This is a genomic window from Paenibacillus alba, from assembly GCF_013204855.1.
Lineage (GTDB): Bacteria > Bacillota > Bacilli > Paenibacillales > NBRC-103111 > Paenibacillus_E > Paenibacillus_E alba.
The window spans coordinates 214,023-231,047 of record NZ_JABMKZ010000002.1 but is presented as its reverse complement, the minus strand read 5'-3'; the positions used below and the strand labels follow the sequence as shown (position 1 = coordinate 231,047).

The following is a 17,025-nucleotide window of genomic DNA, read 5'->3' as shown; positions in this document are numbered from 1 at the left end:
CGTGTTAGTTACAACTTCATACAATCCGTCTATGGAACTGCTGCACAAAGCAGGACGACTAGCGGCCGATTATGGCGGTCAACTTGTCCAGCGCAAAAAGTATTCTTTGGAACATCTTAGGAAAAATTATAAAGAAAAGTCCCTTCTGCTTGTGACGAGAGATGAGATCAGGTACTATGAAGATGACCATCCTGCGTACTTTTTCCACCCGAGTATGGCGCTCGTTCGTGTGAAACGGATGCAGCGGGGGGAATCCGACCTCTTAATTGAGGCGTCAGGTGCAGAAGTTGGTCAAGTTATTGTGGACTGTACAGCCGGATTAGCTTCGGATGCGATCGTCTTTTCCTATGCGGTTGGCAAGCAGGGAAAAGTGACTGCTCTAGAAAGCGAAGAAATCCCGGCGATGCTGATTCATGAAGGCTTAGCCGTGTATGAATCAGAAATTGCGGAGCTTAACGAAGCGATGAGACGTATCGAAGTCAAACAAATGAATCATCTCGCTTATTTGCAGCAGCTTGCTGACCAAAGTGTGGATATCGTTTATTTTGACCCGATGTTCCGCAGTCCGATTGAGGAATCTCAAGCGATTTCTCATCTTCGGCGCAGCGCGAACGATGAAGCAGTTAGCTTAGCTTCCATCTCAGAAGCCAGACGTGTCTCCCGCAAGAGCATCGTGCTCAAAGAGAACAGAGATAGTAAAGAGTTTGATCGGCTCGGATTCGAGCATGTCTTAAGATCAACGACCAAAACAACGTATGGAGTGATTCGACTGTGTTAGCCCCATCAGCCAAGCCGAAATTACTCGTGCTTCTTGGTCCCACGGCAGTTGGCAAAACCAAGCTGAGCTTAGAAATCGCCCAGCAGTTTGGCTGCGAAATTATTTCCGGTGATTCCATGCAGGTCTATCGTGGCATGGATATTGGAACAGCCAAAGCGAGCGAAGCTGAGCAGAAGCTTGTCCCGCATCATTTGATTGATATTCACGATCCTTCTTATCCCTTCTCGGCCGCTGAATTTCAAGAGCGCGTGAAGGATTTGATTATGGACATCCACTCGCGTGGCAAGCTTCCTTTTATCGTAGGAGGAACGGGCCTTTATATCGAATCCGTCTGTTACAATTATCAGTTTACGGATGTCAGTATGGATGAAGCATTCCGCCAAGAACAGGAAGCATTCGCCCTCTCGAGTGGGGATGAGGCGCTTCATCAGAGGCTGCGTGAGATTGATCCTGGTAGTGCGGATCGACTGCACGCCAATGATCGCAGAAGAGTTATACGTGCGCTTGAGATTTACCATGTTTCCGGTGAAACGATGTCAACCCATTTGGCTTCCCAGAAAAAAGAGTCGCCCTACGAACTATGTATCATTGGTTTAACGATGGACCGCGCGCTTCTTTATAAGCGTATCGAAGAGCGGATTGATGCCATGATGCAGGAGGGTCTTCTCGAAGAGGTGGAGTCTTTGCTTGCGGCCGGCTGTCCCAAACAAGCGATTTCCATGCAAGCTCTGGGCTACAAAGAGATCGTAAGTTATCTGGACGGGGACATGAGTCTCGAAGCGGCAGTCACCCTGTTGAAGCGTGACACACGCCGATATGCCAAGCGCCAATTATCTTGGTTTCGGCATATGAAGGACATTCATTGGGTGGATGTAACGGATTCAGCAAATTTTTCTGCCCATTTCCAAATTATTAATGATATACTAGCAGGAAAGTTTGTACATAAAATTGAATATAATTAACAAATATCACCATTAGAAAATAGCGCCTTCAGGCGAAAGTTTCATTCCATTAAGGGGGACCTATTGATGAACAGATCCATTAATATCCAGGACAATTTTCTTAATCAACTGCGCAAAGAAAGCATTCCCGTTACCGTCTATTTAACCAATGGGTTTCAAATCAGAGGATTAATTCGCGCTTTTGACAATTTCACCATCATTATTGATAGTGAAGGCCGTCAGCAAATGGTGTACAAGCATGCGATCTCTACCTTCACACCGCAGCGTGCAGTTTCGCTCATGGCGGCAGCTGAAGCTACGGAATAATCCATTGTTCGTTTCGTTCGTTTTGCAACTTTTTAATGGACTGAATCGTCTAACCGAATAGAAACTTGTGGGAGCAACCTTGTTTAAGGTTGTTCTTTTGTTGGTTATTAGATAAAGATATGAACAACGGGGGAGTCGGTGGATTTGGAGAAACCTACGAACAAGCAAACGGCAACGAATACGAAATCGAAGCCGAAAGGAAACGGTAAAGGTTCTAAGAAAAAGGGATTTAGTTTCCGCAAGCTGATTACAGGTACGATTATCGCAGCGATTTTAGCTCTTATATGTGCATTAGCCATTTATATCGTCGTTATTATGAGCGGCTTCAAAATCCTGGAAAACAATATTGATAAAATTGAGACTACGAATGAATCAACGCTTATTTATGCGCAAGAAGAAGGCAAAGATAAAGATGGCAAAGACAAGCCAGCGACGGAGATTGCCAAGATCTACAAAGGCGAAAACCGTGAGAGTGTCAATATTAAAGATGTTCCGGAGCGATTGAAGCAAGCGTTCATTGCAACAGAAGACCGCCGCTTTGAACAGCATGCAGGTGTCGATTTCTGGGCGATTGGACGCGCTTTGGCCAAAGATATTATTCATATGAGCGCTGTGGAAGGCGGAAGTACGATTACACAGCAGCTGGCCAAAAATGTGTTTCTAAGCTCGGAGAAAACAGCGTTCCGCAAAGGAACGGAGATGTCCATTGCGTTTGCGCTAGATGAGAAGTATACGAAGGATGAAATTCTTGAAAGATATTTGAATCGTATCTTTTTTGGGAGCAATGCTTATGGGATCAAAGCCGCTGCCAAGGTATACTTCGGGAAATCCAATCTGAACGATCTGAAAATTTGGGAAATGGCGACACTTGCGGCATTGCCGAAGGCGCCTTCGAAATATTCGCCGCTCAAAAACCCTGATCTTTCCAAAGAGCGCCGGGCTGTTGTTCTTAGATTGATGACCGATCAAGGCTATATCACAGAAGCCGAGCGTGCGGAAGCGGCTGCCGTTGATTATGTAGCTCCGCCGGCAGCAACCCAAGGTTCACAGGAATATGCATCTTATGTGGACTATGTGATGAATGAAGCGGAGGATATGTATGGCATTGACGAAGATGAATTGCTGACAAAAGGGTACCACATCTACACGTCAATGAATGTGAAAGCTCAACAAGCGATGGAGAAAACCTATGCGAGCCCTGCCCTTTTCCAAAAGGATGCTTCAGATGGTGAGAAAATTCAAAGCGCGATGGTCATTATGGACAACAAAACCGGTGCTTTAATGGCGATGATAGGCGGTCGGGATTATAAATCCAGAGGGTTCAGTCGCGTGTATTCCAAAAGGCAGCCAGGTTCATCTTTCAAACCGATAGCCGCCTATGGACCGGCACTAGAAAGTGGAAAGTACACGCCTTATTCCATTATGGATGATACGCAAACATCATTCGGCAACGGAACCTATTCACCTCGAAATTATGACCGTACGACACATGGACAAATATCGATGTTTGAGGCGGTCAAAAAATCTTATAACTTGGCTCCGGTCTGGCTGCTAGACCAGATTAAAGTCCCAGCCGCAATGGAGTTTGCCAAAAAGCTGGGTATTCCATTAAACGCAACAAAAGATCGCAACTTGTCGATCGCTTTAGGTGGCTTAACCGATGGCGTATCGCCATTGCAAATGGCATCGGCTTATACAGCTTTTGCGAATCAAGGTGTTCAAAATAAGACTCATGCGATTCTGCGCATTACAGATGCCAAAGACAAGGAAGTTGCCGTTTATAAGCCTGAGAGTAAGCAGGTGATTCAACCGAAAACAGCTTATTATATGACGCTCCTGCTGCAAGGGGTAGTTGAACCGGGCGGTACAGGAACCAAAGCGAAAATGAACCGTCCTGTAGCGGGAAAAACAGGTACAACGGGACTCGACATTAAGGGAATTGAGCAATATGATCGTGATGTTTGGTTCGTTGGCTATACGCCGGAATGGACAGCAGCGGTGTGGGAAGGCTTCGATAAAGTCGATGCCAAGCATTACGTGACGATTGGAAGCGGCAGTCCGTCGATGATTTTCAAGGAAGTCATGACCAAAGCGTTGGAAGGCCGGCCCGTTACAAACTTCATGAAGCCGGAAAGTGTGCCTGATTTGACGGAACCGCCAAGCGGTATCAGCGATTTGACGGCCATCTATGAGCCTGATAAAAAGTCAGTGAAAATAGCATGGTCATCTCTGGGAGACAAAATTGCTTATCAGCTTTATCGTAAAGGAGCAGCAGAAGCAGATGCTAGAATGCTGATACAATCAGCCACGCCTAGCGTGAATGATACCTCTGTAAACAGTGGAGAATCGTACCAATATTATGTTGTGCCTATTAATTTAGATACGAATGTCCAAGGGGCCAAGTCGAATGTGGCAGGCGTAGAAGTGCCGAAGGATGATACATTGCCGGGTGGTGTAAGTCCATCGCCAACTCCAACGATGTCACCATCACCTTCGCCTGGCAATGGGAAGGATCCTTTGGGGCCATCACCGTCACCAGGAACTAAACCAACGACTTCGCCGACCAATACGGATAAGCCTGGTTCTAGCCCAAGTCCAAGCCCGAGCACGAGTCCTGGTAGTAATCCCAATCCAAGTCCAAGTCCTTCGCCAAGTCCAAGCGCTCCTCCGGCAAACAAGCCAGTGGATGGAACTTCAGACAAACCGAAGGATGCAGGTCAAGTCATTGCTCCAATCAATCCATAAGCATTAAAATGAAGAAGATTTAATCTGACGAATCCCACTAATTCATATTTGGAGGAAATGACAATGAACGCAGTCAAATCAAAGAAATTATTGCCGGTTGTACTAATCGGATTGACCTTGTTAGCCGCTGCTTGCGGCAACAAGCCGTCTGAAACAACAGGAGGGACAGCAACGCCGAAGAGCGGAGCAACGGCGGCAGCAACCGCTACTCCAGCAACAAGTGCCACAGCTTCACCTGCGGCAGCCAAGCAATGGACGAAAGCACCGGATATGGTGATTGACGTCAAGAAAACTTATCAAGCTGAAGTGAAAACGTCTAAAGGCTCCTTTACGATTGATCTGTTTGCCAATGAAGCTCCCAAAACGGTAAATAACTTTGTCTTCTTATCCAAAGAAGGGTTTTACAACAACGTTACGTTTCATCGGATTATCAAAACCTTCATGATTCAAACGGGAGACCCGCAAGGAACAGGCCGAGGAGGCCCAGGGTACAAATTTGCCGATGAACTGAAAACAACACATAAATATGAAGCGGGTATTGTTGCTATGGCCAATTCAGGGCCTAACACGAACGGCAGCCAGTTCTTCATTTGCTCAGGAGATGATTGCTCCGTACTCAACAAAAAGCCTGACTACACCATTTTCGGCAAAGTAACGGCTGAAGGCATGGCGACGATTGCCAAAATCGCCGAGACTCCTGTAGAAATGGGTGGAGAGTCGACTCCGAGCAAGCCCAAGGAAAAGGTAACGATCGACGCGATCACCATCAAAGAGAAATAACAGTATTTAGCATGAATGCTTAAACAAAGGGTAGGAGAGGATGCCGAGTGAAGCAGCCATGTTTATTGTTCCACGGTTTTACGGGGGGGCCTTATGAGGTGGAACCGTTAGCTCGGCATTTGCGAGACCGCGGTCAGCTTTGTGAGGTGCCCAGACTGCCATGGAATGGGGATTCGTACCATCATCTGAAGTCGTCTCATTGGGAAGACTGGGTGCGGGCAGCCGAAGAGCATGCACAGGGAATGACAACGAAGTACGGTTCTTTTGATATGGTCGGTTTCTCCATGGGGGGACTGCTTGCTGCATACTTAGCGGTCAGATATCCAATTCGCAGGCTTATTCTACTCAACACGGCCGTGATTTACGTCAGTCCAGGCAGAATGCTTGAAGTGATACGCGATGAGTGGAAGTACCAGCGCAAAGTCAGTCTGGTCAAAGCGAGGTCAACGCCGCTCAGAGCCGCTTGGCAATTCACCCGGTTGGTCCGGCATCTGAAGCCGGAGCTAAGCCAAGTACATATCCCCACATTGATTGCGCAGTCTGAAAGGGATCAGGTTATACATCCACAAAGTGCGCGCTATATTTACAGTAAATTGAGAGGTCAACGCGAAATCCACTGGCACCCGAGATCCGATCATCTTATTTGCCATAGTGACGATGCACCTAACCTGTTTCGTCAAGTGAGCGTATTTTTGGACAAGGAGTAGCTTGGATGACTGTGAGAACCCATATGAGCAAAAAACAAAAAACAATGACAGCCAAACCTAAGAAAAGCAAGGGGAATGCCCCAAAATCGAAGCTGCGTCGCAGTTTAACGACCTTGTTTCGGCTTTGTGTGATTGGATTTCTCTTGGCGGTTGCGTGGATCGTTTATGTACAGTGGAAAGTGCAAGTAGCTCCCGACCAGCCTCTGCCAGAACAAGTAGATGTTGGCATTGTGCTGGGCGCTTCCCTGCGGCAGGACATTCCGAGCCCAGGGCTGCAGGAACGGCTGGATTTGGCCATTCAGCTGTACAAGCAGGGGAAATTCAAACAACTGATTGTCAGCGGCGGCTTGGACCATAATGGTTCCAAATTGACGGAAGCCGAAGGGATGCGCGATTATTTAGTGCAAAAAGGGCTGCCGGCCAAGAGCATTCTGATCGAGCCGCGGGCAACTAGCACTTATGAGAATTTGCTCTACAGCAAGCAAATTATGGATCAGAAGGGTTTGGTCAGTTCGATTATTATGACCCATAGCTACCATGGCTCGCGGTCCCTGGATATCGCGGAAACGGTTGGTTTGAAGCAGCCGCTTGTCTCCTCCACGAAGTCGGAAGTGCTGTTCATGCCCTATCATGAGGCACGGGAAACGATGGCCTATACGAAATGGATATGGACGAAACTGCTGCTAAAGGCTGGCATATAAAGGAATAAAGCATGGCAGATAGGTGGAGAATTCCACTTGTCCGTCATGCTTTTTTTTGACGTGCATCCTAGTCCTAGTTCAACCGTTTACGATTGTTCCGCCATTCACATGCAGTACTTGCCCGGCCATGTAAGAGGAATCTTCGCTGGCAAGGAAAACATAACTTGCTGCTAATTCGCCGGGCTGACCAGCACGTTTCATGGGAGTGGTTGATCCGAAAGTTGCCACTTCATCTGCCGCAAAGGTAGAAGGGATGAGAGGCGTCCAAATCGGCCCAGGTGCCACGGCATTCACGCGAATCCCCTGAGCATTCAATTGAAGAGATAATGAGCGTGTGAAGGTGACGATGGCGCCTTTGGTAGCTGAGTAATCGAGCAAGCTCTCGTGCCCCTGATAAGCTGTAATGGAAGCTGTATTAATAATCGCGCTTCCTGGCTTCAGATGGGGCAATGCCGCTTTCGTCATATAGAAGAAGGAGAAAATGTTGGTGCGAAACGTTCGCTCGAGCTGCTCTGATGTAATATTGGCTATGCTTGGCTGCGGGTGCTGCTCAGCGGCATTATTAATCAGGATATCGAGCTTGCCGAACTTCTGAATAGTTTGTTCGATCAAATTTGTACAGACGTTCTCATCGCCAATATCGCCTGCGACATGTAGGCATTGCCGTCCAGCCTTTTCTATATGACGATGGGTTTCTTCGGCATCAGCATGCTCGTTGAGATAGACGAACACGACATCTGCGCCTTCTTTGGCATAAGCAATAGCAACGGCACGGCCTATGCCGCTGTCACCTCCGGTAATCAAAGCAACTTTATTTTGCAGCTTGCCTGCCGCCTTATATTGAGCTGGTTCAAACACAGGCCGAGGATTCATCTGATCTTCGATACCTGGCTGCTGATTCTGATGCTGGGGTGGGAAAGCAGGTTTCTGTTCGGTTGCTGTAGCCATGAGGAAATTGCTCCTTTCATCCTATCCAAATTCTTAGTTAGGATGCAGCAATGGCCTACAAATCATACTTGATTCGGTAATGATAGCCAGAGACAGCGTGATAGCCAAGCTTTTCATATAGGTTAACCGCAGGCTGATTGCCGGCAACGACTTGCAAGTATTGCCGCTGAGCTCCTTGCTCCATACTCCATTTCGTTAAGGCATGCATCAGCAGGTAACCGATTCCTTTGCCGCGGTGGTTCTCATGGACGACAACGTTAACGAAGCCCGCCCATTCCCCTTCGACGAGAGCGGTTCCTAATGCAAGGATTTGGCCATCTTGCAGAAGCTTGACGAACCCTTTGGCTTCTGGCATTCTATCAAAAAGACCTGCGTAGAAAGCTCTGCGTTCTTCAGGGAACTGTTCCAGTTCGAGAAAAGCGGCCAGCCAATCGGCATCAGGCTTATCTGTCCAAACGGTCGTGATCGTGCAATGAGTTTGCTGAACCTGTTTGTTATAGACTCGTTCTGCAACCTCATGACTGGATGCACTCAGTAATAAACATGGCGTATCAAGCGAATAACCTTCTGCTTCCAGCCTTTCATCCAGCCCTGCTGGAGAAGCGCCGCTCACATGAAAGATAGCGGGCAACTGCTGCGATAAATAAAACTGCTCGATTTTCGCTAACCATTGGGGATCTTTGGGGTACTCACCAATCGCAAGCACACTATTTGCGCGTTTAGTAACGCCTTGAGAGGCGCGAACAAGCCAATGCTCAAGATGATGCGAGGCTTCAGCAGGCCAAGTATTCGAAGCTATGGGTTCGATTGTCGAGCACAAATCGGTTTCCTTGTTCATTGGGGAACAACTCCAATCTAAATATCATCACTAATAAATATACATATTTATGCATAAAAATACAATAAGGTAAAGTGGAAAATAAACGTTTTATAAGGTAAGCTATGAGACAGAGGATTGAATTCAGCTGCAGATTAATAGGAGGCAGATTGCTTGGAACTCAAGATACGCTCAGCGCGCTTGGAGGATTATGAAGCAGTAAACGCATTGATTCGTACCGGGCAAGAGGAGCATGCAGAGGCATTGCCTGATCGGTTTGCCAGACTTGACCGTGTTGTAGCAATGGGCTGGTATCGGAGCTTCTCCGATCAGATGAGCAAAGCGATTCTGGTAGCGGAAACAAGCGGAGTGGTAGTTGGCGCAGCCATGCTTGAAATGAAAAAAAGCCCGACTTACGAAGCTTTAGTTCCTCGCACCTATGCCTATATCAACGAATTGGCTGTTTCACCCGATTATCAGCGGCAGGGTATCGGTACGAAGCTCTATCAAGCGGCTGCCGACTGGGCTCAGGAACGGCAAGCTTCATCGCTTGAGCTTAATGTTTGGGAGTTCAATGAACGCGCCATCGCCTTTTATCAATCGCTAGGCATGCTGACCTTGAATCGAACGATGACCATTCATTTGCAAGATTGAAAGAAGGAGAACGCCAATGCTATTTATAGACAATGAAGGAATTACAGATCCGCGCATTAATTTGGCGATTGAAGAATATGCACTGAGACAATTGCCCCCAGAGGAAAGTTATCTTCTGTTTTATATCAATGAGCCATCCATCATTATTGGTAAAAACCAAAATACACTGGAAGAAATTAATTCGGAGTATGTGAAATCCCGCAACCTGCATGTTGTTCGCAGACTATCCGGCGGCGGGGCGGTGTATCATGATTTGGGAAATTTGAACTTCAGTTTCATAACCAAAGATGACGGCAACTCCTTTCACAATTTTCAAAAGTTCACCGAGCCGGTCGTGGCTGCGCTTAGCAGTCTTGGGGTTGAAGCGGCTTTGACGGGAAGAAATGATATTCAAGTCGGTGAGCGTAAAATTTCTGGCAATGCCCAGTTTTCAACGAAAGGCAGAATGTTCAGTCATGGCACACTGCTTTTTGACTCCGAAATAGAAAATGTCGTATCCGCGCTGAAAGTAAACCCGGATAAAATCCAGTCCAAAGGAATTAAATCGATTCGCAGCAGGGTAGCTAACATTGTGGAGCTGTTAAATGAACCCATTACGATGGAAGAGTTCCGATTAAAGCTGCTTTCCTTTATTTTTGGCGTCGAAACCGATCAGATTCCAACATATACATTGACGAAGGAAGACTGGTCCGGTATTCATGAGCTATCCCAAGAACGTTATCAGAACTGGGACTGGAATTATGGGAAATCGCCCAAAAGCACGGTTCAAAACTCCAAACGCTTCGAAGGCGTTGGCTCTGTGGATGTGCGGTTAGATATTGAGGAAGGGCGTATCCTCCAAGTGAAAATCTACGGTGATTTCTTCGGTGCAGGCGATGTGACTGAGCTGGAAGACATCTTAAGAGGTTCGCGCTATGAGGAATCAGCGCTCAGAGAGCGATTAGCGCAAGTGGACATGCGCCGTTATTTTGGAGCGCTCGATCTGGACTCTTTTATAGCACTAGTCATGTTATCTTAAATTGTAGCAGCGACAGGGGGAAATCAGGCAATGACGAAGCTTTATTTGATTCGGCATGGGGAAACACAGTGGAATGAGGAGCGCAGAATGCAAGGGCACTTGGACTCGCCTCTAACCGCAAAAGGGCAGCAGCAGGCGGCTTGGTTGTCCAATGCTTTGCAGGATGTTCAATTTGACAGGCTGTGTGCAAGCAGCAGCGGGCGTGCTCTTCAAACGGCAACGATAGTGAAAGGCGCGCGTGACATTGACATTCATACTTCCGATGACTGGAGAGAAATGAACTTAGGGTCATGGGAAGGGCGAATCTCGTCTGAAATTGAGGAACTGGACCCGGATAACTTTCATGCGTTCTGGCACGCTCCCCAGATGTACAAGACGTCGAAAGGCGAATCGTTTGAAGATCTGCAAAGACGTGTTATTCCTGCTCTAGAACGTTTAGTTGAAGAACAAGCAGGGCAAACAATTGCCTTGGTATCGCATTCGGTTACATTGAAAATTATTATGGCGTATTTGGAGCAGAAATCGCTGGCCGAGCTGTGGAATCCGCCTTATTTTCATCAAACTTGCTTAAGTATCGTTGAATTCAAGGATAGCAAACCGCATATTCAACTTCATGCGGATACGTCCCATTTTCCGGAGGAAAGGAAGGAATATGTATGATTTTAGAAGCAGCCATACTGCCTGTCATTGCAGGCAAAAATGCAGAGTTCGAAGCAGCGTTTCGTCAAGCTTCGTCGATCATTTCATCTATGAAAGGCTATATTTCTCATGAGTTGCAAGTCTGTCTCGAGGATAGCAATAAATATTTGCTGCTCGTTCACTGGGAAACGCTTGAAGACCATACAGTGGGCTTTCGAGGCTCTGCGGAATATCAAGAGTGGCGCACGCTGCTGCACCATTTCTATGATCCGTTCCCTGTGGTGGAACATTATACCGTTAACCAATCTTATAAGCCCCAATAAGGGCTGGCGCGGTCTAAAATGGATCAAACGAGCGTAGGATGGATTGATACGAACCAAGAAACCATCCTGTGAACGAGGTGATCCTCATGAGTGGTCGAAGCTTGCCATCCAGACAGATCAACATCGTCTTGCGGCAGCCTGAGCCTGGCATGCATAGGCGGTCGGTAGATGGTGTAGGCGACCCACTAAACGCTTCACCGCTGGCCGATTCCGAGCCGCAAGTAACCGGAAAAAGGACGCCGATGGAAGGTCCTCTTTCGGATATTTTCAAGGAGCTTAACCAATTGATCGGCCTCGATAATGTCAAAGAGCTGGTACATGAAATTTATGCGCTGCTGCAAATCTCCCAGTTTCGTGCCGAAGCGGGACTGATTAGCAATGCGCATGTGTATCATATGATTTTCAAAGGAAGCCCAGGTACAGGGAAAACGACGGTCGCAAGGCTGATGGGCCGGATGTTTCACGCGATGGGCGTTCTGAGCAAAGGTCATTTTATCGAGGTGGAACGGGCAGATCTCGTAGGAGAATACATTGGGCATACCGCATTAAAGACCCGAGAACTGATGAAGAAGGCGATGGGCGGGATTCTATTTATTGATGAAGCCTACAGCTTGGCGCGTGGGGGAGATAAGGATTTCGGCAAGGAGTCGATCGATGCGCTGGTGAAAGGGATGGAGGATAAGAAAAATGAATTTATTCTCATCCTCGCCGGCTATAGCGACGAAATGGATCAATTTCTGGCAACGAATCCAGGCCTGCCTTCACGTTTTCCGATTCAGATTGATTTCGAGGACTATCCCATTGAACAATTGATTCAGATCACGGAGCTGATGGCGAAGGATCGAGAGTACGTTTTACTGCCGCAGACGATTGTGAAGCTTAAACAGCATTTAGTTGAGGAGAAAGCTACGACATGGCGAGCTTTCAGCAATGCGAGGTACGTGCGCAACATCTTGGAGAAAGCGATGAGGCATCAAGCGGTAAGGCTGCTTAGCCAATATATCAACGCCCCTTCGAAAATAGAGCTGATGTCGATCAGGCCGGAAGATATGAAATTTAAGTGAACGTTTCAGGTAGGGAAAGCCTGCGATAGTACAGCCTTCTTCGAGCAAATAGGGTGAAAAGGGTAGAGAGCCTGCGAAAGTGCAGGTTTTCTACTCTTTTCCATTCTGGAATCGAGAAAAGGTCTCTAAAGGATGTATAATCGCAGGCTTTTCCCGATTTTGATGATTCCCGATACGAAAAGGATGCATATTCGCAGGAATTATGCAGAATTAGGGGACTGGGGCAAACTGCCAGTTGACTTTCGAAAAAAACGAACAATTTCAGAATGAAGAGGACTGTTCTCAAGTAGTTTTATCTACTTTGGGGAGAGCCTCTTTTTTTATTGTATAAAACAATTGACAGATTGGCTGATCGGAGTAAAATAGACAGAGTGAACTTTTAAGATGATAATGATTATCACTATTGATGAAGTTGAAATTGGTTATATATGATGGGGAGTTGTGGTACATGCGTAAAGTTTTCTTAGCGAGTTGGATAGCGCTGCTTATGTTTATATCCGTGCCAATGAGCGCAGGGGCAACTGCCGAAACGGATCTGGCCAAAGCGGATGAAGGAATCGTGAGTGCCATACAGGCGGCGGAAAGCGGTAAGCTTGAGGATGCCTCCAAGTTGTTCGATACATTTCAAATGAATTGGTTGACATATGAAGAGGGGATTAAGTTGAAGTCAACTGCTGCGTATCAAAAGATCGAACAAGCGATGGGAGAAGTATCCTTTCAGACACTGAAGCAGCCAGTGGACGCACAGAAGCTGGTAGCTGGTCTTAAAGAACTTCACAATTTGAATAAGAGCTTCGTTGATGGCAATTTGGAAGCTTTCGGTAAAGCCGTTCAAAACAATGGCAACGTGACGGTGGGGTCCTTGGTTACCTTGCTCGAAACTGCCGCTGAACAGCTCAAGAAAAATGATGCTGCCGGCGCTTCAGATAGCATCCAGACGCTGCGGAATTCCTGGCTGCAAATTGAAGGGATTGTCCTAACACAATCTTCGGCTGTTTACACGTCAATGGAGAGAGACATGGTTACAGCCTATGCGCAGTTGTCGGCTGATCCTCCTCAAGTGACGGATGCCTCAGCTACTATCGCGCGCATGCACACTGATTTGGGGCCATTGGCAGCAAAAACCAGCTATACGATGTTAGATGCGACGACAATTCTGCTGCGTGAGGGATTAGAAGCACTGCTTGTTGTTATTGCGCTGCTTGGTTTCTTAAATAAATCAGGCCATAGTGATAAGAAGAAATGGATTTGGTATGGCGTTGGCTCTGGCTTGCTTGTCAGTGTAGCCCTCGGGGTTGTCGTTCAGCAATTGTTCTCTGCTAGTGCTTTTGGCAATAATAATTTCTTGATTGCAGGGTGTACCGGCATTTTCGCTGCTGTGATGCTGCTGTATATGAGCTATTGGCTGCATAGCAAATCCAGTGTCTCCAACTGGCAGCAGTACATAAGAGATCAGAGTGTCAAAGCTTTGGCTACTGGCAGCCTGGTATCGCTTAGCCTGCTTGCTTTTCTTGCGGTCTTTCGTGAAGGCACAGAAACCGCACTCTTCATGATCGGAATGGCTTCCTCGATTTCTTTGAGCTCTTTGCTCGGCGGTATTGCTATCGGGGTTGTAATCTTATTGATTGTGTCTTTCTTAATCCTGAAGATTGGGTTGAAAATTCCAATGCGTCCATTCTTCCTGGTGTCCAGCTTCTTCGTGTTCTATCTCTGCTTCAAATTTGCCGGGATGGGTGTTCACGGGCTGCAATTAGCGGGTTATTTACCAGCAACAACCGCTTCTTGGCTGCCGAGCTGGGATGTAATTGCACTTTATCCGACATTGGAAAGTGCAATCCCACAATTTATTCTTTTGCTATCAGCCGTATTTGCAGTCCTTTGGGACCGTCGCAAGTCCATTCAAATCAGAAACATGGCATTATCCAATAAATCATACAAATAGAAATAGTGGAGGGGTTTTTCCCGATGAACAAACGTCAGCAACTTATTATTTTGGCAGCAGCTACAACACTCGTACTCGCAGGCTGTGGTAAAACAACAACAACAACGGAGCCAGCTAAAGTTCCATTCAAAGATGGTTCTGCGGCACTCACAGCAAGTATTGATCAGTTGAAAACCCAATTGGATGCTAACAAAGTGAAAGATCCGAAGAAATTATCAGAGCAGTTCGATAATCAATGGTTAAGCTTCGAAGACGAAGTTAAACCGAAATTTCCTGAGCTGTATTTTAAAGTGGAAAAATTCTTAACACCTTTGGAAGCCGGTTTGAAACAAGACAAGCTGGATTATCCGACATTAACCGCACTTAACAATAATCTAAAAGCTGCTGTTGCCGAACTGACAACTTCCTTCGCAGACAACAAAGGCGCAGTGAATAAAGATGTCATCTCAGCCTCCAAAGAGCTGCAAGAGGCAGCTAAGGCTTACAATAAATATGTACAGGACCAAGGCAAGCAATTGGTTACTCTTTTGGAGCAGCTTGACGCGGCAGTGAAAAGCGGTGACTTGAAAAAGGCACAAGAAGCCTATGGACAATCACGTATGCCTTATGAGAGAATTGAACCGATTATCGAGACATTCAGCGAGTTGGATGGCGTTATGGATGCTCGGGTGGATGACTTCAAAAATGAGAAAGATCCAGCATTCACCGGGTATCACCGTATAGAGTATCTATTATTTGTTAAAAAGAATGTAAAAGATGCGGAGCCTTTCTCTGCTCGTTTATTAGAAGACGGCAAGAAAATGCAGCAAGCCATTGCTTCAACAACCATAGAACCAACTGACTTTATCGCTGGTGTTGGCGAGTTGATGGAAGAAGCTCAATCGAAGAAAATCACGGGTGAAGAAGAGCGCTGGAGCGGAGCGACTGTACCGGTCATTCGTGCCAACGTTGAAGGCGCACAAGCCATTTACGACCTCGTCAAAGCTGAATTGAAGAAAAAAGACGCAGCACTGGATGAGAAGATCAGCAAAAGCCTTGCCGCTGTCATCGAGACGATGAATACTCTTTCTCCGGTTGGAGCGACTTGGAACGATTTCAGTAAAATCGAACAAGCCAAACAAATTGATTTGAAAAATAAACTGGAAGCACTGGCTGAACCGCTTGTGAAAATGCCAGGCACATTAAGCAAATAAGAATGATGATGAGAGGGGCTTACGAAGGTCATGGGGGATAAAATGAATCGCCGTGCGTTTCTGGGGATGACAGCTGCAGGCGCGGCTGGGGTGGTACTTGGAGATCTGCTGGGGAAAGCCAAACAAGTGATACCCAGTGGTTCTCATGTCGCCTCTGCGGATGCTGCGAATGAAACCATTTCGTTCTACGGTGCTCATCAAACTGGAGTTGTGACTCCTGCCCAGAACTTTGCCAATGTAGCTGCCTTTGATGTAACGACAACGGATGTTAAGGAACTGCAAGAACTCATGAAGCATTGGACGGAGATGGCTGCTACGTTAATGGCTGGCAAACCTTTGGCCGTGGAGCCGCAGGATGCTAAATTTCCGCCTATCGACACGGGGGAGCAGATCGGGCTGGATACGGGAAAACTGACCATTACTTTCGCGGTTGGTTCTACTTTGTTCGAAAAAGAGGGGACAGATCGCTTCGGACTGCGTTCACGCAAGCCGGCGGGCTTGACGGAGATGCCTATTTTCCATAAAGATTCGCTCCAGGACCAACTGACACATGGGGATATTGTGATTCAGGCTTGTTCTGACGATCCTATGATCTGTTTCCATGCTATCCGTAATTTGTCCAAGGCTGCTCGCGGTGTCGCTCATTTGCGGTGGCAGCAGACAGGACAGCTCGGCGTGAAATCCCAGGGGACGAAACGCAACCTCTTTGGCTTCAAAGACGGTACCAATAATCCTGCACTCAATGATGAGAACTTCATGAAAAATAATGTGTGGGTTGAGAGTTCCGATGGTGCACCTTGGCTGGCTGGCGGTACTTATATGGTCGTTCGCCGAATTCATATGCGGATTGAAACATGGGATCAACAGTCCTATTCCGATCAAGAAACCATTATGGGCCGTCAGAAGGTATCAGGGGCACCGCTGGATGCGCATGGCGAGTTCGATCAACCGAATTTCGCTGGCGATGCTGAAGGCAAAGTTACCGCGCTTGATTCACATATTCGTTTATCCAATCCGCGGGCTGGAGAGAGTTCGGAGCGGGAACGTATCCTGCGGCGCGGCTATAATTTCATGGATAATCTGGATGATGTCGGTCGCATTAATGCAGGATTGCTCTTCGTATGCTTCAATCGGAACATTCAAACACAGTTTGAAGCCATTCAAAAGAGATTGACGAATCCGAAGCTTCCGGATCGAATGCTAGCCTATACCGATACAACAGGTGGCGGATATTTCGCTGTCCTGCCGGGGGTAACGGCAAAAGGTGCCTATTTAGGGCAAAGTTTATTTGCATAATGCCATGAAATGCTAACCGGAAGGCCACTGGCCTTTCGGTTTTATTTATGTTTGGCAGCGGACTCGATTATAATCAAATATTCCTGCTCCGCAAATTGACTTTCCCATGCATTTCCTACACAATGATGAAGGAATACGCCGAATTGCGGCTA

Annotated in this window: 17 protein-coding genes; 15 read left to right on the top strand and 2 right to left on the bottom strand. The window is 47.0% G+C overall.

What is annotated here, in order from left to right:
- The first annotated feature begins 1 nt into the window (after nt 1).
- From HQN90_RS01130 to HQN90_RS01100, 7 genes are all read left to right on the top strand, one after another.
- Complete coding sequence (locus tag HQN90_RS01130) at nt 2–778, top strand: class I SAM-dependent methyltransferase (RefSeq protein WP_173215676.1); 777 nt, start codon at nt 2–4, stop codon at nt 776–778.
- Nucleotides 772–1,740 (top strand): tRNA (adenosine(37)-N6)-dimethylallyltransferase MiaA, encoded by a 969-nt coding sequence (gene miaA / locus HQN90_RS01125; RefSeq protein ID WP_173215674.1) that lies wholly within the window; start codon nt 772–774, stop codon nt 1,738–1,740. The genes HQN90_RS01130 and miaA overlap by 7 nt, the downstream gene beginning before the upstream one ends.
- Before the next feature lie 66 nt (nt 1,741–1,806).
- Entirely contained in the window at nt 1,807–2,046 is a 240-nt protein-coding gene (gene hfq / locus HQN90_RS01120) for an RNA chaperone Hfq (protein WP_056620871.1), read from the top strand.
- Between the two features lie 144 nt (nt 2,047–2,190).
- Entirely contained in the window at nt 2,191–4,791 is a 2,601-nt protein-coding gene (locus HQN90_RS01115) for a PBP1A family penicillin-binding protein (protein WP_173215672.1), read from the top strand.
- Nucleotides 4,792–4,854: 63 nt separating this feature from the next.
- Nucleotides 4,855–5,571 carry a peptidylprolyl isomerase gene (locus HQN90_RS01110; protein WP_173215670.1) on the top strand — a complete coding sequence of 239 codons (717 nt, stop codon included), beginning with the start codon at nt 4,855–4,857 and terminating at the stop codon, nt 5,569–5,571.
- A gap of 47 nt (nt 5,572–5,618) precedes the next feature.
- On the top strand, nt 5,619–6,278 hold the full coding sequence (locus tag HQN90_RS01105) for an alpha/beta hydrolase (protein WP_173215668.1): 660 nt from the start codon (nt 5,619–5,621) through the stop codon (nt 6,276–6,278).
- A gap of 5 nt (nt 6,279–6,283) precedes the next feature.
- Complete coding sequence (locus HQN90_RS01100; protein WP_173215666.1) at nt 6,284–6,979, top strand: YdcF family protein; 696 nt, start codon at nt 6,284–6,286, stop codon at nt 6,977–6,979.
- Nucleotides 6,980–7,057: 78 nt separating this feature from the next.
- On the opposite strand, the gene HQN90_RS01095 is transcribed toward HQN90_RS01100, so the two are convergent.
- Nucleotides 7,058–7,927 (bottom strand): SDR family oxidoreductase, encoded by an 870-nt coding sequence (locus HQN90_RS01095; protein WP_173215664.1) that lies wholly within the window; start codon nt 7,925–7,927, stop codon nt 7,058–7,060.
- 55 nt (nt 7,928–7,982) lie between these two features.
- On the bottom strand, nt 7,983–8,765 hold the full coding sequence (locus tag HQN90_RS01090; protein WP_173215662.1) for a GNAT family N-acetyltransferase: 783 nt from the start codon (nt 8,763–8,765) through the stop codon (nt 7,983–7,985).
- Between the two features lie 153 nt (nt 8,766–8,918).
- Between HQN90_RS01090 and HQN90_RS01085 the strand changes: the two genes are divergently transcribed.
- The 8 genes from HQN90_RS01085 (at nt 8,919) to efeB (ending at nt 16,873) form a co-directional block, all read left to right on the top strand.
- Nucleotides 8,919–9,398, top strand: coding sequence for a GNAT family N-acetyltransferase (locus HQN90_RS01085; RefSeq protein ID WP_173215660.1), 480 nt, complete (start codon nt 8,919–8,921; stop codon nt 9,396–9,398).
- A 16-nt stretch (nt 9,399–9,414) separates the two neighbouring features.
- Entirely contained in the window at nt 9,415–10,416 is a 1,002-nt protein-coding gene (locus HQN90_RS01080) for a lipoate--protein ligase (protein ID WP_173215659.1), read from the top strand.
- A gap of 30 nt (nt 10,417–10,446) precedes the next feature.
- Nucleotides 10,447–11,076 (top strand): histidine phosphatase family protein, encoded by a 630-nt coding sequence (locus HQN90_RS01075; protein WP_173215657.1) that lies wholly within the window; start codon nt 10,447–10,449, stop codon nt 11,074–11,076.
- On the top strand, nt 11,073–11,378 hold the full coding sequence (locus tag HQN90_RS01070) for an antibiotic biosynthesis monooxygenase family protein (protein WP_173215655.1): 306 nt from the start codon (nt 11,073–11,075) through the stop codon (nt 11,376–11,378). The genes HQN90_RS01075 and HQN90_RS01070 overlap by 4 nt, the downstream gene beginning before the upstream one ends.
- An 86-nt stretch (nt 11,379–11,464) precedes the next feature.
- On the top strand, nt 11,465–12,442 hold the full coding sequence (locus tag HQN90_RS01065; protein ID WP_173215653.1) for an AAA family ATPase: 978 nt from the start codon (nt 11,465–11,467) through the stop codon (nt 12,440–12,442).
- Between the two features lie 448 nt (nt 12,443–12,890).
- A complete protein-coding gene (locus tag HQN90_RS01060; RefSeq protein WP_173215651.1) occupies nt 12,891–14,384 on the top strand; it encodes an FTR1 family iron permease in 1,494 nt (497 codons plus the stop codon).
- A 23-nt stretch (nt 14,385–14,407) separates the two neighbouring features.
- Nucleotides 14,408–15,577, top strand: a complete 1,170-nt coding sequence (locus HQN90_RS01055; protein WP_173215649.1) for an EfeM/EfeO family lipoprotein — start codon at nt 14,408–14,410, stop codon at nt 15,575–15,577.
- Nucleotides 15,578–15,607: 30 nt separating this feature from the next.
- Nucleotides 15,608–16,873, top strand: coding sequence for an iron uptake transporter deferrochelatase/peroxidase subunit (gene efeB / locus HQN90_RS01050; protein ID WP_173215647.1), 1,266 nt, complete (start codon nt 15,608–15,610; stop codon nt 16,871–16,873).
- The last annotated feature ends 152 nt before the right edge of the window (nt 16,874–17,025 follow it).

Bases quoted from the DNA above. Each gene is read 5' to 3' on its own strand.
- hfq (WP_056620871.1), top strand. From the start codon at position 1,807: ATGAACAGATCCATTAATATCCAGGACAATTTTCTTAATCAACTGCGC.
- HQN90_RS01110 (WP_173215670.1), top strand. From the start codon at position 4,855: ATGAACGCAGTCAAATCAAAGAAATTATTGCCGGTTGTACTAATCGGA.
- HQN90_RS01100 (WP_173215666.1), top strand. From the start codon at position 6,284: ATGACTGTGAGAACCCATATGAGCAAAAAACAAAAAACAATGACAGCC.
- HQN90_RS01095 (WP_173215664.1), bottom strand. From the start codon at position 7,927: ATGGCTACAGCAACCGAACAGAAACCTGCTTTCCCACCCCAGCATCAG.
- HQN90_RS01090 (WP_173215662.1), bottom strand. From the start codon at position 8,765: ATGAACAAGGAAACCGATTTGTGCTCGACAATCGAACCCATAGCTTCG.
- HQN90_RS01080 (WP_173215659.1), top strand. From the start codon at position 9,415: ATGCTATTTATAGACAATGAAGGAATTACAGATCCGCGCATTAATTTG.
- HQN90_RS01075 (WP_173215657.1), top strand. From the start codon at position 10,447: ATGACGAAGCTTTATTTGATTCGGCATGGGGAAACACAGTGGAATGAG.
- HQN90_RS01070 (WP_173215655.1), top strand. From the start codon at position 11,073: ATGATTTTAGAAGCAGCCATACTGCCTGTCATTGCAGGCAAAAATGCA.
- HQN90_RS01065 (WP_173215653.1), top strand. From the start codon at position 11,465: ATGAGTGGTCGAAGCTTGCCATCCAGACAGATCAACATCGTCTTGCGG.
- HQN90_RS01060 (WP_173215651.1), top strand. From the start codon at position 12,891: ATGCGTAAAGTTTTCTTAGCGAGTTGGATAGCGCTGCTTATGTTTATA.
- HQN90_RS01055 (WP_173215649.1), top strand. From the start codon at position 14,408: ATGAACAAACGTCAGCAACTTATTATTTTGGCAGCAGCTACAACACTC.
- efeB (WP_173215647.1), top strand. From the start codon at position 15,608: ATGGGGGATAAAATGAATCGCCGTGCGTTTCTGGGGATGACAGCTGCA.